The organism is Cribrihabitans neustonicus (assembly GCF_048820895.1).
GTDB lineage: Bacteria > Pseudomonadota > Alphaproteobacteria > Rhodobacterales > Rhodobacteraceae > Cribrihabitans_A > Cribrihabitans_A neustonicus.
The window spans coordinates 86,030-108,292 of the sequence record NZ_JBMERQ010000003.1; the positions used below are offsets into that span (position 1 = coordinate 86,030).

Annotated in this window: 23 protein-coding genes; 12 read left to right on the top strand and 11 right to left on the bottom strand. The window is 65.6% G+C overall.

What is annotated here, in order from left to right:
- Positions 1–13: 13 nt before the first annotated feature.
- The 3 genes from ACOHWE_RS09865 to ACOHWE_RS09875 form a co-directional block, all read right to left on the bottom strand.
- The gene (locus ACOHWE_RS09865) at positions 14–946 is read right to left on the bottom strand and encodes a bifunctional riboflavin kinase/FAD synthetase (protein ID WP_420666048.1); all 933 of its coding nucleotides are present in this window, start codon (positions 944–946) and stop codon (positions 14–16) included.
- Between the two features lie 136 nt (positions 947–1,082).
- Positions 1,083–1,526, bottom strand: a complete 444-nt coding sequence (locus ACOHWE_RS09870; RefSeq protein ID WP_420666050.1) for a MaoC family dehydratase — start codon at positions 1,524–1,526, stop codon at positions 1,083–1,085.
- A 175-nt stretch (positions 1,527–1,701) separates the two neighbouring features.
- On the bottom strand, positions 1,702–2,577 hold the full coding sequence (locus tag ACOHWE_RS09875; RefSeq protein WP_420666052.1) for a TIGR01459 family HAD-type hydrolase: 876 nt from the start codon (positions 2,575–2,577) through the stop codon (positions 1,702–1,704).
- Positions 2,578–2,801: 224 nt separating this feature from the next.
- Between ACOHWE_RS09875 and ACOHWE_RS09880 the strand changes: the two genes are divergently transcribed.
- Positions 2,802–4,631, top strand: coding sequence for a methyl-accepting chemotaxis protein (locus ACOHWE_RS09880; RefSeq protein ID WP_420666054.1), 1,830 nt, complete (start codon positions 2,802–2,804; stop codon positions 4,629–4,631).
- A gap of 253 nt (positions 4,632–4,884) precedes the next feature.
- On the opposite strand, the gene ACOHWE_RS09885 is transcribed toward ACOHWE_RS09880, so the two are convergent.
- From ACOHWE_RS09885 to ACOHWE_RS09895, 3 genes are all read right to left on the bottom strand, one after another.
- The gene (locus ACOHWE_RS09885; RefSeq protein WP_420666056.1) at positions 4,885–5,805 is read right to left on the bottom strand and encodes a manganese-dependent inorganic pyrophosphatase; all 921 of its coding nucleotides are present in this window, start codon (positions 5,803–5,805) and stop codon (positions 4,885–4,887) included.
- A 116-nt stretch (positions 5,806–5,921) separates the two neighbouring features.
- Complete coding sequence (locus ACOHWE_RS09890; protein WP_420666058.1) at positions 5,922–6,905, bottom strand: TraB/GumN family protein; 984 nt, start codon at positions 6,903–6,905, stop codon at positions 5,922–5,924.
- 24 nt (positions 6,906–6,929) lie between these two features.
- Entirely contained in the window at positions 6,930–7,925 is a 996-nt protein-coding gene (locus tag ACOHWE_RS09895; RefSeq protein ID WP_420666060.1) for a TraB/GumN family protein, read from the bottom strand.
- A gap of 126 nt (positions 7,926–8,051) precedes the next feature.
- Here ACOHWE_RS09895 and ACOHWE_RS09900 point away from each other — a divergent pair, with 126 nt between their 5' ends.
- The 6 genes from ACOHWE_RS09900 to ACOHWE_RS09925 all read left to right on the top strand — a co-directional run bounded on the left by ACOHWE_RS09900 (position 8,052) and on the right by ACOHWE_RS09925 (position 13,994).
- Positions 8,052–8,723 carry a DUF2161 domain-containing phosphodiesterase gene (locus tag ACOHWE_RS09900; protein ID WP_420666061.1) on the top strand — a complete coding sequence of 224 codons (672 nt, stop codon included), beginning with the start codon at positions 8,052–8,054 and terminating at the stop codon, positions 8,721–8,723.
- A gap of 211 nt (positions 8,724–8,934) precedes the next feature.
- Positions 8,935–9,222 carry a co-chaperone GroES gene (locus ACOHWE_RS09905; RefSeq protein WP_420666063.1) on the top strand — a complete coding sequence of 96 codons (288 nt, stop codon included), beginning with the start codon at positions 8,935–8,937 and terminating at the stop codon, positions 9,220–9,222.
- 60 nt (positions 9,223–9,282) lie between these two features.
- On the top strand, positions 9,283–10,932 hold the full coding sequence (groL, locus tag ACOHWE_RS09910) for a chaperonin GroEL (protein ID WP_420666064.1): 1,650 nt from the start codon (positions 9,283–9,285) through the stop codon (positions 10,930–10,932).
- A gap of 217 nt (positions 10,933–11,149) precedes the next feature.
- Positions 11,150–12,019, top strand: coding sequence for a DMT family transporter (locus ACOHWE_RS09915; protein WP_420666065.1), 870 nt, complete (start codon positions 11,150–11,152; stop codon positions 12,017–12,019).
- Positions 12,020–12,060: 41 nt separating this feature from the next.
- The gene (locus ACOHWE_RS09920) at positions 12,061–12,849 is read left to right on the top strand and encodes an esterase/lipase family protein (RefSeq protein ID WP_420666066.1); all 789 of its coding nucleotides are present in this window, start codon (positions 12,061–12,063) and stop codon (positions 12,847–12,849) included.
- The gene (locus ACOHWE_RS09925; RefSeq protein ID WP_420666068.1) at positions 12,846–13,994 is read left to right on the top strand and encodes an alpha-D-ribose 1-methylphosphonate 5-triphosphate diphosphatase; all 1,149 of its coding nucleotides are present in this window, start codon (positions 12,846–12,848) and stop codon (positions 13,992–13,994) included. Before ACOHWE_RS09920 ends, ACOHWE_RS09925 begins: the two co-directional genes overlap by 4 nt.
- 176 nt (positions 13,995–14,170) lie before the next feature.
- Here the strand turns inward: ACOHWE_RS09925 and ACOHWE_RS09930 are convergent, their stop codons facing one another.
- Together ACOHWE_RS09930 and purE are read right to left on the bottom strand one after the other, a co-directional pair.
- Positions 14,171–15,247, bottom strand: a complete 1,077-nt coding sequence (locus ACOHWE_RS09930; RefSeq protein WP_420666069.1) for a 5-(carboxyamino)imidazole ribonucleotide synthase — start codon at positions 15,245–15,247, stop codon at positions 14,171–14,173.
- Positions 15,240–15,728, bottom strand: coding sequence for a 5-(carboxyamino)imidazole ribonucleotide mutase (purE, locus tag ACOHWE_RS09935; RefSeq protein ID WP_420666070.1), 489 nt, complete (start codon positions 15,726–15,728; stop codon positions 15,240–15,242). Before purE ends, ACOHWE_RS09930 begins: the two co-directional genes overlap by 8 nt.
- A gap of 280 nt (positions 15,729–16,008) precedes the next feature.
- Here purE and ACOHWE_RS09940 point away from each other — a divergent pair, with 280 nt between their 5' ends.
- Positions 16,009–16,323 carry a DUF1272 domain-containing protein gene (locus ACOHWE_RS09940; RefSeq protein ID WP_420666071.1) on the top strand — a complete coding sequence of 105 codons (315 nt, stop codon included), beginning with the start codon at positions 16,009–16,011 and terminating at the stop codon, positions 16,321–16,323.
- Positions 16,324–16,473: 150 nt separating this feature from the next.
- On the opposite strand, the gene ACOHWE_RS09945 is transcribed toward ACOHWE_RS09940, so the two are convergent.
- Both ACOHWE_RS09945 and ACOHWE_RS09950 read right to left on the bottom strand, forming a co-directional pair.
- The gene (locus ACOHWE_RS09945) at positions 16,474–16,620 is read right to left on the bottom strand and encodes a hypothetical protein (RefSeq protein ID WP_420666073.1); all 147 of its coding nucleotides are present in this window, start codon (positions 16,618–16,620) and stop codon (positions 16,474–16,476) included.
- A 181-nt stretch (positions 16,621–16,801) separates the two neighbouring features.
- Positions 16,802–17,026: a YdcH family protein gene (locus ACOHWE_RS09950; RefSeq protein ID WP_420666074.1), complete on the bottom strand. Its 225-nt coding sequence runs from the start codon at positions 17,024–17,026 to the stop codon at positions 16,802–16,804.
- Between the two features lie 325 nt (positions 17,027–17,351).
- On the opposite strand from ACOHWE_RS09950, the gene ACOHWE_RS09955 reads away from it, so the two are divergent.
- From ACOHWE_RS09955 to ACOHWE_RS09970, 4 genes are all read left to right on the top strand, one after another.
- Positions 17,352–17,765 carry an Hsp20 family protein gene (locus ACOHWE_RS09955; protein WP_420666075.1) on the top strand — a complete coding sequence of 138 codons (414 nt, stop codon included), beginning with the start codon at positions 17,352–17,354 and terminating at the stop codon, positions 17,763–17,765.
- A 5-nt stretch (positions 17,766–17,770) separates the two neighbouring features.
- Positions 17,771–17,995 carry a DUF1150 family protein gene (locus ACOHWE_RS09960; protein WP_420666076.1) on the top strand — a complete coding sequence of 75 codons (225 nt, stop codon included), beginning with the start codon at positions 17,771–17,773 and terminating at the stop codon, positions 17,993–17,995.
- Between the two features lie 109 nt (positions 17,996–18,104).
- Positions 18,105–18,989, top strand: a complete 885-nt coding sequence (locus ACOHWE_RS09965) for a PhzF family phenazine biosynthesis protein (RefSeq protein ID WP_420666077.1) — start codon at positions 18,105–18,107, stop codon at positions 18,987–18,989.
- 217 nt (positions 18,990–19,206) lie between these two features.
- Positions 19,207–20,439 carry a class I SAM-dependent methyltransferase gene (locus ACOHWE_RS09970; protein WP_420666078.1) on the top strand — a complete coding sequence of 411 codons (1,233 nt, stop codon included), beginning with the start codon at positions 19,207–19,209 and terminating at the stop codon, positions 20,437–20,439.
- A gap of 107 nt (positions 20,440–20,546) precedes the next feature.
- Here the strand turns inward: ACOHWE_RS09970 and ACOHWE_RS09975 are convergent, their stop codons facing one another.
- Positions 20,547–22,262: a bifunctional sulfate adenylyltransferase/adenylylsulfate kinase gene (locus ACOHWE_RS09975; protein ID WP_420666079.1), complete on the bottom strand. Its 1,716-nt coding sequence runs from the start codon at positions 22,260–22,262 to the stop codon at positions 20,547–20,549.
- Between the last annotated feature and the right edge of the window lies 1 nt (position 22,263).

The window sequence follows — 22,263 nt, forward strand, 5'->3', positions numbered from 1 at the left end:
CTCTTGCGGCAGGTCATAGCGCGGCCAGAATTTCGCGGGCCCTGGCGCAGTCGGCATCCATCTGGGCGATAAGCGCCTCGATCCCGTCGAAGGTCAGCTCGGGGCGCAGGAACTCGACCAGCCCGACCGAAAGCGTCGCGCCGTAGAGGTCGCCGGAAAAGTCGAACAGGTAGGTTTCGATATTTGGAACCTCGCCACCGAACATCGGCCGCACCCCGATCGAGGCCGCGCCGTGGTAGCTGCCTGCATGCGGACCGGCGAGCACGTCGACCAGCACCGCATAGACGCCGAATCGCGGCTGGTGCAGGCCTTCGATCGACATGTTGGCAGTGGGGAAGCCCAGCTCGCGCCCGCGCTGCTCGCCGCCGATGACGACGCCTTCGATCCGGTGCCAGTGGCCCAGCATCTCCTTGGCGTCGCGGGGGCGGCCCTCGCTCAGCGCGGTGCGGATCGCGGTGGAGGAGACCGCGTGCTCAGAGTATTCCATCAGCGGTGCAATGGTGACGCCGAAGCCGTACTTCAGGCCAAAGCGTTTCAGGTCTTCGGCGTTGCCCGCGCGGTTCTTGCCGAAGCAGAAATCGGCGCCGACCACCACATGCGCGAAGCCCAGGCCTTCGGCGATCACATCGCGGGCGAACTCCTCGGGCGTGAGGTTCGACAGGGCGGTATTGAAGTTCAGTTCGTAGAGCCGCTCCACCCCAAGCTTCTCCAGCCGGTGCGCCCGCGCTTCTGCGCGCATCAGGCGGAAGGGCGGCGTGTCCGGGGCGAAGAACTCGCGCGGGTGCGGCTCGAAGGTCATCACACCCAATGGCGCACCGGGCACTGCCTGGCGGGCGAGCTCGATCACCGACTGGTGGCCGCGGTGCACGCCGTCGAAATTGCCGATGGCAACGGTGGCGCCGCGGTCCTGTGGCTCGACGTACTGGTGGTCTCTGACGATACGCATGGCGCATCCGTAGCGCCAAGGCGGCAGCGGTTCAAGCGGGCAGGCGTTTTCCGTTGCGGGCGCCCGCGGCCTTGTCGGCGACGGCCCGGCAGCGGGCGGCCGCAGGCCGGGCAGGGCCGCGGTACTGGCCTCTGCCTCAGTCGAACTTGCGCGAAGGCGCCATCACCATGGCCTCACCCACCAGAACCTTCTTGCCCTCCACCATGCAGCGGCAGTCCAGCTTGACCCGGCGCTTGCCGACCTCGATACCGGTCACTTCGACTTCCGCCAGCACCATGTCGCCGGGCCGAACGGGGGCGAGGAATTTCAGCGACTGGCTCATGTAGATGGTGCCGTGGCCGGGCAGCTGCTCGCCGATCACCGCGGAGATCAGCCCTGCCGTCAGCATGCCATGGGCGATGCGGCCTTCGAATATGGTGTCGCGCGCGTAGTCGTCGTCCAGATGCACCGGATTGTGGTCGGTGGAAACAGTGGCGAACATCTGAATGTCTTCATCGCTGATGGTTTTTCGCAGGTAGCGCACCATGCCCATTTCGATGTCTTCGATGCAGATGGTTCCGCGCGGCATGTTGTCCAACATTTGCCCCTCCCGACGGGTGTGAAATTTTCCGGCGCTTGGAGTGGCCGACACGCAATTTTATTACTTCGCAGTTGCAGAAAATCAAGTCCTTTCTGCACAAAAAGCCCCGCCGGAAAGGCGGGGCTGGTTCAGGGCCGGCGGGGGCGGACGGCGGCTGCCGCCGGACAGGCAGGTCTTACCGCAGGAAACCGATGGCATAGGTGGGCGCAGACAGTTCCTTTTTCAGATATGCCTCCAGCGCTTCCGGGTCCGGCTGCCTGGCCGTCTTGGTTTCCGCAGCGGCCAGACCGCCGGTGATGAACAGGGAGTCGATGCCCTCCCCCATGGCGCCCGCGATGTCGGTATGCGGCCCGTCGCCGATGGCCAGGATGTCAGCATCGGACGTCTCGGCTCCGATCTCGGCAAGGCGGCGGCGGGCGAGGTCATAAACCGGCGGGTGCGGCTTGCCGAAATAGAGGCTCTCGCCGCCCATCTCGGTATAGAGCCGCGCCAGCGCGCCCGCGCACCACTCCCGCGTTTCGCCGCGGTCCACCACTATGTCGGGGTTCGCGCACAGCAGTTTCAGCCCCATTTGCTTGGCGTAGAGGAAATCCGGCCGGTTCACCTCCGGGGCGGCGTGCGGGTCGAAGGGGCCGCAGCACACGATGCCCTCGGCCTCCTTCAGCGGTACACGGGTGATCTCCACCGGGTTCTCGATAATATGCAGCGGCTCGAAAAAGCCGGCATCGCGCTCCCATTCCCCCATGAAGTAGACCTTGCTGCCGACCGCCCCGGTTAACATCGCGGCGCGCGCGGAGTCGCCCGAGGTGGCGATGGTATCGTAGGCATCCCGCGGCACGCCGAACTGGCCGAGCTGATCTGCCACGCCCGCGCGCGGCTTGGGCGAGTTGGTCAGCAAGACCACGATGCCGCCCTCCGACCGGTAACGCTGCAGGGCTGCAACCGCCTCCGGGTAGGCAGTGATGCCGTTGTGCACGCAGCCCCAGAGATCTACGAACAGCGCCTTGTAGCGGCCGGAGACGTCGGACAGGGAATCGATGATCTGTGCCATGGCGGGGTCTTTCACGATAGCTTCGATTGCCCCACCTATGGCAGAGCGCGCCGGTATTGACCAGACGGGGGCTGCCCGCGCAATGGCAGCAGATTGGCTGAATGCACAACTTTAGTGCGATTAATCGGTCTGGAAACACACGGCGTACACCGGTTTTTCAGACTTTTTGCACTTCAATGGGTTTTGAATATCTGTCCCTTTAACAACTAAGTGGCGTTTTTGCGATGTTTCGTACAGTACCTATGAAGACCCGGCTGGTCGTCTCTGGCGTGGTTTCCATCATGGCGACCGTGATCCTGGCGGCCCTGTCGGTGTACAGCCTCTGGCAGAGCGAGCTGGAGCTTGAACGGCAAATCAACGTGACGGAGGCTGTCCGGCACGAGCTGACTGCGGACATGATGCATGACGCGATTGAGGCGGAGGTGGTTTATGGCATCCTGATCGGTCCTGACGGTTCTGCCGCCAAGCAGAAAAAGATCAAGGCCAAGATGGAAGAAGACAAGGCCAGCTTCCGACGTTCGATGGAAGAACTGCAGAAGATGGACCTGGCACCGGAGATCCGCCGGATGGTGGTGGATATGGTCCCGATCATGGAGGCCTTCATCACCGAGGGGGAGAAGGTTGCCAAGCTGGCCTTCACCGATACAGAGGCAGCACTGGCCGCGCTGCCTGCCTTCCAGAAGCAGTACGACGCGCTGGAAGTCGCGCTGGAGCCGCTCGGCAAGCAGATCAAGACCTCAGCGAAGGAAACCGCGGAATCCGCCCGCAAGCATGATATGCAGCTGCTGTACACGCTGCTTGGCTTCTCGGGCGCTGCGGTGGCGCTGATGATGTACAACGCCCACAAGGTGACCCAGACCATCACCAAGCCGATCGGCCGCCTGCGCGAGGCGCTGCACGATGTGGCTAAGGGTGACTTCAAGATCCGGATCGCCGACCGCATGCGCGCCGATGACTTCGGCGAGATCGCCAAAGACATCGATGCCGTCTCCGGCCGGGTGATCAAGGCGCTGGACGAGCAGAACGCCCTGCGGGCCGAAGGCGAGCAGGTGATCGAGCGGCTTCGCCGCGGCTTGCAGCAGCTGTCCGCAGGCAATTTCAGCGCCCGGATCGAAACTGCGTTCAATGGCGATTACGATGCGCTGCGCGAGAACTACAACGAAACCGTCGACAAGCTGAATGATCTGCTGTCGCAGGTGGTGCAGGCGAGCCAGGGCATCCAGGTGCAGTCCGGCGAAATCCAGTCCGCCTCCGAGGACCTTTCGGCGCGCACCGAGAGCCAGGCCGCCACGCTGGAGGAGACCGCAGCGGCGCTGGAGCAGATGACGGTCAGCGTGAACAATTCGGCCTCCAACGCCAAGCAGGTGGAGGAAGCCGTGGAAACCGCCCGCAGCGACGTGGAACACAGCGGCCGGGTGGTTGAAGGCGCGATCGCAGCGATGAACGAAATCGAGAAATCCTCCGACCAGATCTCCCAGATCATCGGCGTGATCGACGACATCGCCTTCCAGACCAACCTCCTGGCGCTGAATGCCGGGGTCGAGGCCGCCCGGGCAGGCGAGGTCGGCCGCGGCTTTGCGGTGGTTGCCTCCGAGGTGCGGGCGCTGGCGCAGCGCTCCTCCGATGCGGCGGGCGAAATCAAGACCCTGATCAGCGCCAGCTCCAAAAACGTCGAAGAAGGCGTGGACAAGGTGGACGGGGCAGGAAAGGCACTGTCTGCGGTCGTAACCCAGGTCGCAAGCATCGCGGATCTGGTCTCCGGCATCTCTGCGGAGTCGGCGGAACAGGCGCAGGGGCTGAACGAGATCAACATCGGCGTCTCGCAGCTCGACTCGGTGACCCAGCAGAATGCCGCGATGGTCGAGCAGGCGGGCGCGGCAATCCGGCTGATGAACTCCGAGACCACAACGCTCAGCACTCTGGTCGGCCAGTTCACTCTGAAGGGTTCAGCCCCGCAGAGCCAGCATCAGGGCCAGCATCAAAGCCCGCCGCCGGCGCTTGCGCACCCCGAGGACGATGCCTTCGAGAACCTGCCGCTCGCGCGATCCGCCTGATGCCTGGCCGGCGGGAGGGGGCGGCGCAATCGCCTCTCCCTCCTGCCGGCTGCGCGGCGCGGGGAAGGCCCGCCATCCGGAAGCCCGCCGGCTCAGCCAGGAAATTCCCGCACAGGGATGTCCTTGCGGCCACAGCAAGATCTAAGGGACAGAGAGATCGGCCATGCCGGCAGGCAAGAGAAAAGGCGCCCTGACGAAGGGCGCCTGTCTGCTGTTCAAGGCAGGGCAGGGCAGGGCCGCCCGGCCCGCGTCCTCAGACCTTGAGGTTGGGGATGATCTGCTTCTTGCGCGACATGATGCCGGGCAGCACGACAGTGTCGCCCGCGGCTTCTGCGCCAAAGGATTTCTGCGCCACGGTTTTCACCAGATCGTTCGGCACCAGCAAGGTCGCTTCTTCCTTCAGGATGTCGACCACGAAAAGCAGGACCTGGTCGACGCCGTCTTCCTGCGCCACGGTGCCCATTGTCTCCATCAGCGAAGCCTTGCGGTCCAGCACCACGCCCGGTGCGGTGGTTTCCAGCACGGACACGCGGAACTTGGTGCCTTCAACGGCATATTCCTTGGAATCCATGCGGATCAGTTCGGCATCGGAGAAGGAGGAGACATCCGACTTGGCGGCAAACATCTCGGCGGCGTAGTCGGCGATGGTGATGCCCAGATCGGCAGCCAGCTGCTCGGCCACGGCCTTGTCATGCGGCGTGGTGGTCGGCGAGCGGAATTCCAGCGTGTCCGAGAGGATGCAGGTCAGCGCCGCGCCCTTGATGGCCTGGGGCATCCGGGCGGCATCCTCGCCCATCAGGTCGTGCATGATGGTGGCGGTGCAGGCCAGGGGGCGGATGGTGATGTCGATCGGGCCTTTGGTCTCCAGGCCGCCAACCAGCTTGTGATGGTCGATGATCGCCTGAACGTCGGCACCGTTGATGTTCGCGGGCAGCTCGGCCGGGTTGTTGGTGTCGACGATCACCACCGGCGCGCCATCAGCCACGTCTTCGATCATGGCCGGCTTCTCAAAGCCCCAGCGCTCCAGCATGAAGGCGGCTTCGGTGTTGGGTTCGCCCAGCAGCACGGCTTCGGCCTTCTGACCCTGCACCTCGTTCAGGTACCAGGCCCAGATGATCGGGGAGCCGGTGGAGTCGGTGTCGGGGGATTTGTGGCCGAAAACTTGAATGGTCATGGCGGGTCCTGTCCGTGAAATGAGTCGCGATAGGGGAGATTTCCGGGCCTTATAGGCGCGGGCGGCTGGCTTGTCACCCCGCCCGGGCACGCGGAGAGTTCTGGGGCGCGGCGGGGTCAGAAAGGCGCGCGGGCGAGTCTGTATCCCGCCCGTGCCAGCAGGTTCAGCAGGCCGTTATCGCCGGGCAAATGCAGCGCGCCGGCTGCGACCACGATGTGGGTGCCTTCGGTGGCCTCGATCACGGGCAGCCAGGCGCGGTTGCGCACGTCGGTCATGGCGGTCAGCGTGTCCTGCCACATTCTCTCCAGATCCTGGCGGGGCAGGGTGCCGTGGGCAAGGAAATCGCGCCGGCTGAGCTCGAGGAAAAAGGCAGCCTGCTCATCGAAGTAGCTTTCCGTCATCGTGTGGAATGCATCGCCATCGGTGCCCAGCAGTGCGAGCATGGCGTGCAGCTCCCGCACCTGGTCCTCCAGCGGATCCGACGCCATGATCCCCAGCAGCGTGAGCGGATCCTCCAGCGCCGCGACCGGCACCCCGGCGGCGTCTGCCTGCGCCTCCAGCCGCTTGTCGAGGCCGGGCTCCGGCGCCGCCCCAGGCGCGCGCAGGCAGGGCGGTACCGCCATGCTGAGGGACAGGAACCAGGGCTGCATCTTGGCGGCCATCCAGGGCGGGATGCCATGGCGGCGCGCCTTCTCGGCCAGCACCTGCCAGTCCGCCTCCGGCAGCCGGTCAATCAGCGTGGGGCCTTCGGTGATCAGTGTCAGCGAGGGATCGCGCGCCAGGGTGTCGAGGAACCTGGCCTCTGCCTCGGCATCGGCCTCGACCAGCAGTGCATCGGCACCTCCGATCACCGGGGCAAGCCGGGTGGTGATTGCTTCCATGCGCGGGTCGTTCAGATGCAGGGTGCCGATCACATGCACGCGCCGCTCCCCGCGGGCCGCGATCCAATGGTTGCCTTCGCTGTAGGGCAGAGCGGCGACACGGGTGCTGATTTCTGCGCGTTCCGCGGGGCTGAGGACCTCGCGCAAGTCGGTGCCGGAGCAGGCCGCCCAGAGGGGCGCGGGCAGAAGGAACAGCAGCAGTCTCACGACAATTCGCATCGGGGCTTTCCTTGATCGGGCATGTCAGCGGCTGGGCTGCCAGGGTGCGCGGCTGAGCTGGAAACCGCGCTGCTGCAGCAGGTTCAGAAGGCCGCCCCGCCCGGGCAGATGTGCTGCCCCGACGGCCACCACGATGGTCTCGTGCCGGGCGGCCAGTATCGGTGCCAGCCAACGCTTGTTGCGCATCTCCAGCAGGTAGAGGTTGTTCACCTGCCAAAGGCGCGCGACCTCTTCTGCTGGCATGTCGGTGAACTGTGCATTGACCCAGGGGGCCAGGATAAAGGCGCTCCAGACGCTTTCGTCGAAATAGGCCTCCACCGGAGTGGCGTCTTCGGGCTTGTCCGAGTGCAGAACCAGCAACTCGAGGTCCAGCATCTTCGCCTGGTCACGCAGGGGCAGCGCGGAGAGCGCATTCAGACCGTCGCCAACAGTTTCCAGCGCGCCGAGCGGGATGCGCTTTCGGCGGGCGTGATCGGCGATACGGTCGTCCAGCCCGCGCCGCGTGCCAAAGCCGTAAGGGCGGCAGCCGCTTTGGATCAGAAACATCGAGACCGCCCAGGGCTGCATCCGGTTCAGCAAATCCAGGTCGGTGCCGCTGAGGCGGGCAAAGACCACGAAGCGTTCCCAGCTGAGGGGCGAGACCAGCCGCCGCAGTTCCTCCCCGCGGGGCAGCAGGAAACGGGCGGCAAAGCGGGTGGGATCGGCGTTGTAGCGCTCAAGCTCGGCGCGCGAGGTTTCCAGGTAGATCGCACCGGCTGCATTCAGCACCGGGCGCAGGGTGCGCATCACCCGGCCCATGCGGGCGTCGCCGCCGTGCATGGTGCCGATCACGTGGATGGTGCGGGTGCCCTTGCGGGCGACCCAGTGGTTGCCAACGGCAAAGGGGGTGGCGGCCATCTCCTCGGCCAGCCGCTGCTCGGCGGCAGGGGTGAGCTGGTTGCGGAAATCGGCGCCGCGGCAGGCGGCATATCCGGCGCTGGCCTGCAAAAGGAACGCAAGCAGCAGCAGAATCCGTGTCATGTCGGCCCTTTCACGTGGTCCGGGAGTACCAGCTTTAGGCCCTGTGCCGCCGCCGGGCAACGGGAAACGCCGCCGCAGCCTCCCCGCCGATTGCCTTTGCCGCGGCATCCTGCCAGTGATGGCGGCATGGAGCGGGAAGATCAGCTTTATGCGCCGGTGAAGGCGTTGTTTGAGGCGCAGGGCTATGCGGTGAAGGGGGAGGTCGGCGCGGCCGACGTGGTCGCTCGCCGCGGCGACGAGCCGCCGGTGATCGTCGAGCTGAAACTGAAGTTCTCGTTGTCGCTGTTCCACCAGGCGATTGCCCGTCTTGCGGTCACCGATCATGTCTACATCGCGGTGCCGCGGCCCGGCGGGCGGCAGGCGCGGCGGATGCTGAAGGATAACCTGGCGCTCTGCCGGCGGCTGGGCCTGGGGCTGATCACCGTGCTGGCGGACGGCAGGGCGGATGTGCATTGCGATCCCGGGCCGTATTCACCGCGCAAGTCGAAGAAGAAGCAGGCCCGCTTGCAGCGCGAGTTTGCCAGCCTGCGCGGCGATCCAAATGCAGGGGGTGCCACCAGGCGCGGGCTGGTCACCGCCTACCGGCAGGACGCTCTGGTCTGTGCGGCGCATCTGGCGGTTGCCGGGGCGTCGAAGGGCGCCGAAGTCGCCCGCGCCACCGGCGTTTCCCGCGCGACCCAGCTGATGGGCAAGAACCACTACGGCTGGTTCGAGCGGGTGGAAAAGGGCATCTATCAGCTGACGGAAGAAGGCCGGGCCGGGCTGGCTCATTGGGCCGGAAGCTGGGAGGATGCCTAAGGTGGCGCAGGCATCTTCAGGCGGCGGTAAGCGCAGCGCAGGAAACTGTCCGCGGCGGTCTAATTTTTCGCTGATTCCGTGTTGACAAGCCCCGGCCCCATTCCTAGCTTCCCGGTCGTTAGCACTCACCCCTCGTGAGTGATAACGCGGCCCGGCCAACGCGCCGGGCCCGCAGGGACAACAACCTTTGAGCCTTTAAGGAGCTGCAAAGATGGCACTGAAACCGCTTCATGACCGCGTGCTGGTTCGCCGTGTGGAAAGCGAAGAAAAGACCGCAGGCGGTCTGATCATCCCCGACAGCGCAAAAGAAAAGCCGAGCGAAGGCGTTGTCGTCGCCACCGGTGAAGGCGCGCGCAAGGACAGCGGCGAGCTGATCGCGATGGCCGTGAAAGAAGGCGACCGCATCCTGTTCGGCAAGTGGTCCGGCACTGAGGTCACCATCGACGGCGAAGAGCTGCTGATGATGAAGGAAAGCGACATCATGGGTGTGATCGTCTGAGCCAATTGCTCCGGCACATCCTCACTCGCACATACACAGTATTCTCAAGGAGACTGATCAATGGCTGCTAAGGACGTCAAATTCGACACCGATGCCCGCAACCGCATGCTCAAGGGCGTGAACATCCTCGCCGACGCGGTGAAGGTGACCCTGGGCCCGAAAGGCCGCAACGTGGTTCTGGACAAGTCCTTCGGCGCACCGCGCATCACCAAGGACGGTGTCTCGGTTGCCAAGGAAATCGAACTCGAGGACAAGTTCGAGAACATGGGCGCGCAAATGGTCAAGGAAGTGGCCCAGCGCACCAACGACGAAGCCGGTGACGGCACCACCACCGCAACCGTTCTGGCCCAGGCGATCGTCAAGGAAGGCCTGAAGCAGGTTGCAGCGGGCCTGAACCCGATGGACCTGAAGCGCGGCATCGACCTCGCCACCACCAAGGTCGTCGAAGGCATCAAGGAAATGGCGCGCCCGGTGAACGACTCCGCTGAAGTTGCGCAGGTCGGCACCATCTCCGCCAACGGTGAAGCTGAAATCGGCCGCCAGATCGCCGACGCGATGCAGAAAGTCGGCAACGAAGGCGTCATCACCGTCGAAGAGAACAAGGGCATGGAAACCGAGACCGACGTGGTCGAGGGCATGCAGTTCGACCGCGGCTACCTGTCGCCCTACTTCGTGACCAACGCCGACAAGATGACTGCAGAACTCGAAGACTGCATGATCCTGCTGCACGAGAAGAAACTCTCCTCCCTGCAGCCGATGGTTCCGCTGCTGGAGCAGGTGATTCAGTCGCAGAAGCCGCTGCTGATCATTGCCGAAGACGTCGAAGGCGAAGCGCTGGCGACCCTCGTGGTCAACAAGCTGCGCGGCGGCCTGAAAATTGCAGCCGTGAAGGCACCGGGCTTCGGCGACCGCCGCAAGGCCATGCTGCAGGACATCGCGATCCTGACCGGCGGCCAGGTGATCTCCGAGGATCTGGGCATGAAGCTCGAGTCCGTCACCATGGACATGCTGGGCACCGCCAAGAAGGTCCAGATCACCAAGGACGAGACCACCATCGTCGACGGTGCCGGCGAGAAGGCCGAGATCGAGGCGCGCGTCTCCCAGATCCGCACCCAGATCGAGGAAACCACCTCCGACTACGACCGTGAGAAGCTGCAGGAACGCGTTGCCAAGCTGGCAGGCGGCGTTGCCGTGATCCGCGTCGGCGGCATGACCGAAGTCGAAGTGAAAGAGCGCAAGGACCGTGTCGACGACGCTCTGAACGCAACCCGCGCGGCTGTGCAGGAAGGCGTGATTGTCGGCGGCGGTGTGGCTCTGGTTCAGGCCGGCAAGTCGCTGGAAGGCCTGGAAGGTGCAAACTCCGACCAGAACGCCGGTATCGCCATTGTGCGCAAGGCCATCGAGGCGCCGCTGCGCCAGATCGCCGAGAACGCAGGTGTCGACGGGGCTGTGGTTGCCGGCAAGGTGCGCGAATCCTCCGATAAAAACTTCGGCTACAACGCGCAGACCGACGAATATGGCGACATGTTCTCCTTCGGCGTGATCGACCCGGCGAAAGTGACCCGGACCGCACTGGAAGACGCGGCCTCGGTTGCCGGCCTGCTGATCACCACCGAAGCGATGATCGCAGACCGTCCCGCCAAGGAAGGCGCAGCCGGCGGCGGCATGCCTGACATGGGCGGCATGGGCGGCATGGGCGGCATGATGTAATCATCGCCATCCTTCCGGATGATATCGGGGCCGCCTTTGGGCGGCCCCTTTTTCGTACTGGCGCGCCGGAAGGCCTGCCGCCGCGGGCCTGCTTCCGGCAGGGGTATTTCGGGCCCGAAAGTGGCAGCGCGCCACCGGAGCCGCAGTGGCTGGCACGTGACGCCAAGCCTTGCAGAAACAGCTGGCGCTGGCCCCGGCACCGCGGTAGCCCGGTGGCATGCGGCTTTTTCTTCTCGTCTCCCTCACCATGTGCGCCTTTGCGGCCAATTCGATCCTCGCGCGGGTGGCAATCGGCGGCGGGTACATGGATGCCACCGGCTTTGGCCTGCTGCGGCTGCTCTCGGGCGCGGGGATGCTGCTGCTGTTGTGCTGGGCCCGCGCCGTGCCGCTGCGGCTGCCCCTGCGAGGCAGCGTCTGGGGCGGGGCGGCGCTGACGCTCTATATCGCCGGGTTTTCCATCGCTTACGAGGCGCTCGACGCGGGGCTTGGCGCGCTGATCCTGTTCGGCGTAGTGCAGATTTCCATGTTCCTCTGGGGCATGCTGCGCGGCGCGCCGGCAGGTCTGGCCCAGATCCTGGGGGCGCTTCTGGCGCTTCTGGGGCTTGCCTATGTGCTCTGGCCTGCGGGAAGCAGTGCGGTTGCGCCGGGGGCGGCGCTGATGATGGCGGCGGCGGGTTTGGGCTGGGGGATCTACAGCCTCCTGGGCCGCGGGGCGCACGAGCCGCTGGCGGCCACGTCCGTCAACTTCGTTGTTGCCTCGCTCATGATGCTGCCCGTGGTATGGCTCGCGGGCGGCGGCACGGTGTGGAGCCTCTGGGGGGGCGGGCTGGCCGTGATCTCCGGCGCGGTGACCTCCGGGCTCGGCTATGCACTTTGGTACCAGGTGCTGCCGCGGCTGCAGCCTGCGGTGGCCGCGACCGTGCAGCTGAGCGTCCCGGTGATCGCGATTCTCGCAGGCGCGGCGCTCCTGGGCGAGGCGATCGGGCTGCGGCTGATCTTTGGCACTGCGGCGGTGCTTGGCGGTATCTCGCTGGTGGTCCTGCGGGCGCCGCAGCCTGGTCCGCGCCCTAGCCGACGCGCGGGCTGAGAGGCCTTCCACCGGCGCCGGATTGCGCTTATCTGGGGCACATGTTCGCGCGTCTTTCTCCCCTGTTTCTGCTTGCCGCCCTTCTGCTGCCGCGCCCGGCCGCGGCCGACTGCGTGATCCTGCTGCATGGGCTCGCGCGCAGCGAGGCATCTTTCGCTGTGATGGACGAGGTGCTCGAGGCGCGCGGCTACCGTGTGGTGCGGCCCGGCTATGCCTCGACCGAGGCGCCGGTGGAAGTGCTGGCAGAGGCGGTGCTGCCGCGCGCCTTTGCCGCCTGCGGCCGCGCGCGCACCCATGTTGTCACGCACTCGATGGGCGGCATCCTGCTGCGCCATTGGCTGCGTGGGGAGGTGCCGCGCAACCTCGGCCGGGTGGTGATGCTTGCGCCGCCCAACCAGGGCAGCGAGCTGGTAGACGAGATGGGCGATTGGGCGTTGTTCGGCCTGCTGCACGGGCCTGCCGGCGGGCAGCTTGGCACTGGCGCGGACAGCCTGCCGCGCCGCCTGCCGCCGGTGCGGTTCGAGCTCGGGGTGATCGCCGGGAACGAGACCCTGAATCCGGTGTTCTCGCATCTGATCCCGGGGCCGGACGACGGCAAGGTTTCGGTGGCCAGCACAAAGGTTGCAGGCATGCGCGCGCATTTGACCCTGCCGGTCACCCATACCTACATGATGAACAACCCGCGTGTGATTGCCCAGACCCTGCATTTCCTTGAGGAGGGCCATTTCGCGCCCTCGCAGGGCTGGCTTGCGGCTGTGGATGAGATCGTCCGCGAGGCCTGCCTGCTGCGGGGCGGCTGCGGGGGAAACGGCAAAGGAGAGCCGGAATGACATTGGAGCTGACCTTCCAGGGCGGCGATGTGCTGCGGCCCGAGGGGGTGGAGCGCGCCGGCGAAATTGCTATTGGCGGCGGGCTGGTCTCGGGCGCTCCTGCAGGGCGGCGGGTCGATCTCACAGGTTACCTGGTGCTGCCGGGCATCGTCGATCTGCATGGTGACGGTTTCGAGCGCCACCTGGCGCCGCGCCGCGGCGCGATGAAGCAGATGGCGGAGGGCGTCGCGGCGGCGGAGGCCGAGCTTGCGGCCAATGGGATCACCACCGCTGTGCTGGCGCAGTTCTATTCCTGGGAAGGCGGCCTGCGCGGGCCGGAGTTTGCCGCCCAGGTCTTTGCCGCGATCAGGGATGTGCGCGGGAGCCTGGTGACGGACCTGCTGCCGCAGCTGCGCCTGGAGATCCACATGCTGGAGCACTACGCCGCGCTGCCTGGCAAGCTGGCGGAATGGCAGGTGCATTACGTCGTGTTCAACGACCACCTGCCGCACGACCGGCTGGCCGAGGGTAAAAAACCGCCGCGGCTGACGGGCCAGGCGCTGAAAGCCGGGCGCAACCCCGAGGTGCATTGGCAGATGATGAAGGACATGCACGCCCGCCGCGGTGAGCTGCCCGCTGCGCTCTCGGCGCTGTGCGAGGCGCTCGCGGAATTGGGTGTCCGGTTGGGCAGCCATGACGACCGCACCGCGCAGGACCGGGTGCTGTGGCGCAACAGGGGGGCGCGGATCGCGGAGTTTCCGGAAACCGCCGAGGCGGCGGAAGCCGCTCGCGCTGCGGGGGATGCGGTGATCCTCGGCTCGCCCAACGTGGTGCGCGGCGGCTCGCACAAGGGCAATGCCTCGGCACTGGACCTGATCGCCATGGGACTCTGCGATGCGCTGGCCTCGGACTACCACTACCCCAGCCCGCGCCGTGCGGCGCTGATGCTGGGACGTTCGGGACTGCTGGACCTGGCAGGTGCCTGGCGGCTGGTTTCGGAAGGGCCGGCGCGGGTTCTGGGCCTCGTGGACCGCGGCCGGCTGGCGCCGGGGCTCAGGGCCGACATCGTTGTACTTGAGAAGGAAAGCCTGCGCGTCGCTGCTACCCTATCTGGCGGGCGGGTGAGCTACATGGCGGGCGATGTGGCGGCGCGGTTCTTCGCCTAGCAGGGCAGGGAGCGCCGCTCATCAGGCCGGATGGCCCTCTTTGCGGCGCGTGAAACCGGCGCGGCCGCTTTCACCTGTACGCCCGCACCCGGCGGCGCTGCTTTCTGACCCGAAATACCCCGGGGGAGCCGCGGCGCAGCCGCGGCGGGGAAAGCGCCCCCATACCGGACCCGGCTTCAGTCCTGCGGCCGGATGATCCGGTTCACATGGCCCATCTTGCGGCCCGGCTTGGCCTCGGCCTTGCCGTAGAGATGGAGGGCGCAGTCGCGTTCCCGGGCCAGTTCCGGCACCCGTTCCATGTCGCTGCCGATCAGGTTCTCCATCACAACATCGCAGTGCCGCTGCCCGTCGCCAAGCGGCCAGCCTGCCACCGCGCGGATGTGCTGTTCGAACTGGTCTACGCTGCAGCCGTTCTGGGTCCAGTGGCCGGAGTTGTGCACCCGCGGAGCAATTTCGTTGACGATCAGCCCGGCCGGAGTGACGAAGAGCTCGACCCCGAGGACACCAGCATAATCCAGCGCGTTCAGGATCTTTCCCGCCATCAGCACCGCGTCCATGCGCTGCGTCTTGCTGAGCCGCGCGGGTACCGTCGTGGTATGCAGGATGCCGTCGCGGTGGACGTTTTCGCCCGGGTCGTAACAGGCGATCTCGCCGCTGGGGCTGCGCGCGGCGATGACCGAGACCTCGTGGCTGAACTCGACGAACCCTTCCAGCACCGCGGGCGCCCCGGCCATCGCGGCGAGCGCCTCGGGCGCGTCTTCCGGCGACATGATCCGCGCCTGCCCTTTGCCGTCATAGCCGAAGCGGCGGGTTTTCAGGATTGCGGGCGTGCCGATTTCCGCCAGCGCGGTTTCGAGGCTCGCGTGATCAGCGATGTCTGCGAAAGGCGCGGTCCGGAGGCCGAGGTCCCGCAGGAAGGTCTTTTCGGTCAGCCGGTCCTGGCTGATGCGCAGCGCTTCGCGGCCCGGGCGGATAGGCTTCCGCGCTTCCAGCAGATCAAGCGCGGAGGTCGGGATGTTCTCGAACTCGTAGGTGATCACATCGACCGATGCGGCAAAGGCGGAAAGCGCCGCGGCGTCCTCATAGCCCGCGGTTGTGACCTGGGCTGCCACGTCGCCTGCGGGCGGGTTCTTGCCCGGCTCGAAGATATGGGTCTTGAAACCGAGGCGGGAGGCCGCGGCCGAGAGCATCCGGCCAAGCTGGCCGCCGCCGAGGATGCCGATGGTGGCGCCGGGAGCGAGCATCTCAGTCATCGACCGGCTCCTCCGGGATCGAGGCGGAGAGCGCCGTGCGCCAGGCATCCAGCCGTTTGGCGAGATCCGCGTCCTGCAGTGCCAGGATGCCGGCCGCCATCAGCCCGGCGTTGGCCGCGCCTGCCGCGCCGATCGCCATGGTCGCAACCGGGAAGCCCTTGGGCATCTGCACGATGGAATAGAGCGAATCGACGCCGGAGAGCGCCCGGGTCTGGACCGGCACGCCCACCACCGGCACCCGGGTCTTGGAGGCCACCATGCCGGGCAGGTGCGCGGCCCCGCCGGCGCCTGCGATGATCACCTGCAGGCCGCGCTCTGCCGCGGATTTCCCGTAGCTCCACAGCCGGTCCGGGGTGCGGTGGGCGGAGACGATTTTTGCCTCATATTCGATGCCCAGTTCTTCCAGAATATTGGCGGCTTCCTTCATGGTGGGCCAGTCGGATTGGCTGCCCATGATGATGCCTACCTTGATGTCGGCCATGGCTGGTGGCTCCTGTCGCGGCTTGTGGAGCGCGCACTATAGGGAAACTGGGGTTTTGCGCAATGCGGCTTGCGGCGGAAAACGGGCGGATTTGCCCTGTTTTACGGGCCCTGGCGCGATGCCGCAGAGGGGCGGGCTCCCGCCCGCGCGGCATGCAGCCGAGCTGCACCACCTTGCGGTTGGGCGTGGCGCCGCACGGGCATGCGGCGCGGAGATGCGCGGAATGGCTTGCGCGATGCGGGAGTCTGGGGCAGGGTGGCTGCCGGATAGGAAGAGTGTGATGCTGGAACTGCGCCCCAATTGCGAGCTGTGCGATAAGGATCTGCCGCCGGATTCGGTGGAGGCGCGGATCTGTTCCTATGAGTGTACCTATTGCGCGGACTGCGTGGAGCAGGTGCTGCACGATGTCTGCCCCATTTGCGGCGGCGGCTTTGCGCCGCGGCCGATCAGGCCGCAAAATGCGTGGCGGGCGGAACTGAAGCTGGGGCTGGGGCATCATCCGGCCTCGGGCAAGCGGGTGCATTCCAAGTTCAGCCGGGAGGATATTGCAGAGCATGTGGCACGGATCCGGCATTTGAAGCCGGAGAAAAGGTAACCGAAGCTGCCGGAAGAGCGGCTCTGGAGCTTTGCGGGATCAGTCCCGCTGCTGCGGCAGGATCCGCCGCTCGGCATGTTGTTCTGTATGCCGGGGTTTTCCATGCAGCCGCGCCTGCTCACGCTGGAGATTGCCATGATGCCGGCGATGCTAGATCGCTGGCGCGATCGCGGCCGGCAGGATGGAGAGCATCGCGGCGAGGCTGAACTCCGGAACCACGAATTCCGGCCCGGCGAACCGCTCGGCTGCCGTCGCGGGAGCGGGCTTCTCGCAGGCCGTTTTGACAGGCTTGACCATCCGGTAAGGCCGGCGGCTGCCTACCTGATGCTCAATCCGAGCGGGTCGCCTTTGGTGAGGTAGAATGCGTGCGAGACAAAGGCACCAGTGCTTTCGCAGGAAGCTGGTTTAGCACGGGAGAGTGGCGTATCTATGCAGATCAAGGCTCGTCCGTTGGCCGCCGCCGTGCCAGCATAGGCCGTCAGGCTATGATATCCGGGGTCAGCCGGTCTTCGATCAGCGCGATCTTGTCTTTCAGGACGAGCTTTTGCTTCTTCAGGCGGCGGATGGTGAGCTGATCACCGGTGCCGCGGTCTTCAAGCGCCGAAATTGCGGCGTCCAGGTCGCGGTGCTGACGGCGGAAAACTTCCAGCTCAACCTTCAATACCTCATCGGTCTTCATCGAAATATCGGTGGGGGCATTCATGGGCGACTCTGCAAGCTGATGAATGGGGTAGGCGGCAAGATACTTCCTTAACGGTTGTTCGGCTAGTCTCGGCAGACGTTATTTGGGGCTAAGCGGCATGCAGGGCGCAATTTTCCGGGCTGGCGTCTCCTGGCGGTGCGGCAGCGGAAACCTGCGCGCAGCGGGCGTCAAGTCCTGCGCCGGGGCCGGAATAATTTCGCGCCGTTCCCTGCGCAAATGCGCGCATGGCCTTGTGATCGGGGAGAATCTTCCCATATTCTTGCAGGAGCGGCCGCCGGAACAGGGGCCGCACAGACCCGTCGCTTTCGAACAAAGGACGAAAAAAGTGTCGAAACTTACTTTGGGCTCTTACCCGCACATGCTGGGGTTCGAGCAGCTGGAACGCCTCCTGGAACGCTCGGCGAAGTCGGGCAACGAGGGTTACCCCCCGTACAATATCGAACAAACCTCCGATCATTCCTACCGGATCACCCTGGCCGTCGCCGGCTTTGCCGAAGACGACCTCACCATCACGGTCGAGGACCGGCAGCTGGTGATCCGCGGCCGCCAGCGCGACGACAGCGACGGGCGGGTGTTCCTCCACCGCGGCATCGCCGCCCGCCAGTTCCAGCGCATGTTCGTGCTGGCCGATGGCGTGGAAGTGGGCGAAGCGGTGATGGAAAATGGCTTGCTGCACGTGGATTTGACCCGCGCGCGGCCGGAAACGGTGGTTCAGACGATCAACATCAGAAAGGGGTAAGAGCGATGCACACACCGTATGACTTCAACGATGCCGGACAGCGGACCGTCTACGTGAAGGCGGTCAATGTGGCGGATTTGCCCAAGGAAGTGCAGGCGGGGGCGGGCGGCCGGAAGCATCTCTATTCGGTCCACGACACCTCTGGCGGGCAGCTGGCGCTGGTCGCGGACCGCCGCCTGGCCTTCGTGCTGGCGCGGCAGAACGATTTCACTCCGGTACCGGTTCACTGACGCGCCGGCGGCGGCCCATTGACGGCCGCTCTGGGTTTCCACAAGATGCGCGAGGCGGGCCTTGGCCCGCCTTTTTACTGCCGGGAGAAATACATGCTGGGAGGGCGTGATGGCACGGTTTGACTTCGATTGGGTGGACGCATTCTCGTCGCGGGCCTTTGGCGGCAACGGCTGCGCGGTGGTGCATGGCGGCGCAGCCCTGCCGGAAGAGGTTTGCACCGCTTACGTGCGGGAGACTTCGCTGGTCGAATGCACCTTCACCGGCCCGTCCGAGGTGGCCGACATCAAGGTGCGCTATTTCCTCGCCAGCCGCGAAATCCCTTTTGCGGGCCACCCGACGCTCGCCACCGTGGCGGCGATGCGCGACCGCGGGCTGATCGAAGGGGACAGCATCACTCTGGAGACCGGTGCCGGGCTGGTTCCGGTGCGGCTCGACGGCGGCATGATCGAGATGACACAGGTGGCCCCTCAGTTCGGCCCGTTTGCCGACCCCGCGCTGGTGGCTGCGGCGGTGTCGCTGCCCGAGGACGCGATTGTGGGCCAGCCGCGCAAGGTTTCAACCGGGCTGCCATTCTGCATCACCGTGCTGAAAAACCGCAAGGCGCTGGAGGCAGCGCGGCTGAACCTGAACGCGCTGCGGCGCCTTGGCGCTTCGCTCGGCGCGGATGGCATCGACATGATGGAGCCCTTTCTGGTGACGCTGGAAGGGGCGACCGGGGCGGGCGATACATTCTCGCGGCTGCTGATGGCCCCGCCAAGCCCGCCGGAAGACCCATTCACCGGCTCCGCCACAGGTGCGATGGCCTCCTACCTCTGGCATCACGGCATGCTGGACAGCCCCGAATTCATTGCCGAACAGGGCCATGGCCTCGGCCGCCCCGGCCAGGCCCGCGTCAGCCGGATCGGCTCGGCGCAGGAGATTGAGGGCGTGCGGGTTGCGGGCGAAGGCTTTGTGCTGATGCGCGGTACGGTGGATCTGCCGGAGCAGCTCTAAGGATCAAGCTGCCGGCCGGACGCGCGCGGCAGGGCGGAACAGCGCTGCAAAGCCCCGGTATCCTCGATAACCGGGGCTTTTGGCCGATTTGCCTGGCACGAACGCCAGTTCCGAGCCCATGAGCGGGCTGCGGCCGGGCCGCCTTTACCAATTGTTAGACGCGAGTAGGGAATAGTCCAAACTGTTGTATTTGCTTTAAAACAAGGAAAAACAGAAGTTGCTCCAACGACAGACGCCCCGGCCTTCGCCCGACCGCCCTCACCAAGCTTCTCAGGAGGCGGAAAGGCTGGTCCAGCTCGCAAAATCGGAAACTCTGGCGGACGGCGGTTTGCGGACATCGCAGATCCTCGCGGCGGCGCTGGCCAAGGACCCGCAGCACCATGAGGCGCAGGTGCTGCAGGAGCGGCTGCATCAGATGTTCGTCCCCCGCTGGCACTTCCCCATGCTCGCGGATACGGCGCGCAACCAGGCCTATGCCAGCGCGATTGCGGCAAAGGTGAAGCCGGGGGACGTGGTGCTGGATATCGGCTGTGGCGCCGGTCTGACGGCGATGCTGGCGGCGCGGGCGGGGGCAAAGCACGTTTACACCTGCGAGCAGCAGCCGCTGATCGCCGAGGCCGCCGCCCGTGTGATCGCGGACAATGGCCTGAGTGACAGGATCACGGTCATCCCGAAATGGTCTCACGACATCGTCGTCGGGGAGGATATTCCGGAACGGGCAGACGTCGTGATCTCGGAAATCGTCGATACAGTTCTGCTTGGCGAAGGGGCGCTCGCGACCCTCACCCACGCCATGGGTGCGCTTGCCAAACCCGATGCGCGCGCGATTCCCGAACGAGGGACACTGGTGGCGCAGCTGGTGGAGAGCCGCAAACTGCTGGACCTCTGGCGGCCTCAGGAGGCAGAGGGCTTTGATCTGAGCGCGTTTCATCGCCTGGCGCGGGTTGCGCAGATCACGCCGAATGATCTAGACGCCTGCGAACTGCGCTCCCTGGGTCCGGTAACCGGACTATTCAGCTTTGACTTTACGCGTCCGAGCATGACTCCGGCACGCGCGACGGAAGATCTCGCCTGTACCCGAACCGGCACCGCTCATGCCGTCTTCGTCAGCTTCGAAATGGAACTGGCCCCCGGTATCGAGGTGTCTAATGGTTTGAACTCCGGCGGCCATTGGGGCCGCACGGCCTTCCTGCTGGACCGTCCGGAACAGGCTGGGCCGGGTGACAGTTTGAAGATTACCGCGCAGCACGATGCGTCGCAGTTGAGTGTGTCCGTGCACGGTTGGGCGCCGCGCATGGAAGCGGCGGAACACCCTGCCGTATGGGTGAGCCAGGCCTGGAAAGAACGGCGCCGTCCGCGGGCCGGGGACAGCTTCACCTTGCCGGCGGGCGCGTCGTGGAACCCGGCTGAGGCCAAGGGCCCGCAGGCCAACGGGCCCGTCTGCCACTAGACAGGGCGGCGGGCTGCGGGGCCGGAACGATGCGGAAATTCCGGCCCTGAGAACGGAAAACGGCCCGCCGGCTGGCGGGCCGTTTCTGTGTTGCGGGTTCGCCCGGATCAGCCGGCGATGAGCCCCATGCTTTCCAGCTTCAGCAGCACCTGGTGGGCGCAGTTGTCGACATCGGTGCCTTCGGTCTCAACCCGCAGTTCCGGGTTCTGCGGCACGTCATAGGGGTCGGAGATGCCGGTGAACTCCTTGATCTTGCCTTCCCGCGCCAGCTTGTAGAGGCCCTTTCGGTCGCGGCGTTCGCATTCCTCGATCGAGGTGGCAACATGCACTTCGATGAATGCGCCGAACTGCTCGATCTCTTCGCGCACGGCGCGGCGGGTGGCCGCATAGGGTGCGATCGGCGCACAGATGGCAATGCCGCCGTTCTTGGTGATCTCGGACGCGACGTAGCCGATGCGGCGGATGTTGAGGTCGCGGTGCGCTTTCGAGAACCCCAGCTCGGAGCTGAGGTTCTTGCGCACGATGTCGCCATCGAGCAGGGTCACCGGGCGGCCGCCCATCTCCATCAGCTTGACCATCAGCGCGTTGGCGATGGTGGATTTGCCGGAGCCGGAGAAGCCGGTGAAGAACACGGTGAAGCCCTGCTTGGAGCGCGGCGGCTTGGTCTTGCGCAGCTCGGAAACCACCTCGGGGAAGGAGAACCATTCCGGGATCTCCAGCCCTTCCGCCAGGCGGCGGCGCAGTTCGGTGCCGGAGATGTTGAGGATGGTCACGTCATCCTTGTCGGCGATCTCGTCGGCGGGCTCGTACTGGGCGCGTTCCTGCACATAGACCATGTGCTTGAAATCAACCATTTCGAGGCCGATTTCCTTTTCGTACTCGCGGAACAGGTCCTGCGCGTCATAAGGCCCATAGAAATCCTCGCCCTGGCTGTTCTTGCCCGGGCCTGCGTGGTCGCGGCCGACGATGAAGTGGGTGCAGCCGTGATTGGCGCGGATCAGCCCGTGCCAGACCGCCTCGCGCGGGCCGGCCATGCGCATCGCCAGGTTCAGCAGCGACATCGAAGTGGTGGCGGCCGGGTACTTGTCGAGCACCGCTTCGTAGCAGCGCACGCGGGTGAAGTGGTCGACGTCGCCCGGTTTGGTCATGCCGACAACCGGGTGGATCAGCAGGTTGGCCTGAGCTTCCTTGGCAGCACGGAAGGTCAGCTCCTGGTGCGCGCGGTGCAGCGGGTTGCGGGTCTGGAAGGCGACGATCTTGCGCCAGCCCAGCTTGCGGAAGTAGGCGCGCAGCTCGTTCGGAGTGTCGCGGCGGCCGCGGAAGTCATAGTGCACGGGCTGCTGAATGCCGGTCACGGGGCCGCCCAGGTAGATCTTGCCTGCAGTGTTATGCAGGTAATTAACGGCCGGGTGCGCGTCATCGTCGGCGCCGAAGACTTTTTCGGCCTCACGCGACTTGTTCGGCTCCCAGCGGTCGGTCACGGTCATGGTGGCCAGGATCACGCCTTCCTGGTCGCGCAGCGCGATGTCTTCGCCCACTTCCAGCGAGGCGGCGAAATCTTCGGAGACGTCCAGGGTGATCGGCATCGGCCACAGGGTGCCGTCCGCAAGGCGCATGTTGTCGACGACGCCGTTGTAATCCTCTTCCGACAGGAACCCTTTCAGCGGGTTGAAGCCGCCGTTCATCAGAAGCTCCAGATCGCAGATCTGGCGCGGGCTCAGGTCGTGGCTCTTCAAGCTTGCCGCCTCGACCTTCAGCTTCTGCGCGGAGTCGTAGGATACATAAAGTTCGGGGATTGGGGCCAAATTGCTCAACATCGTCATG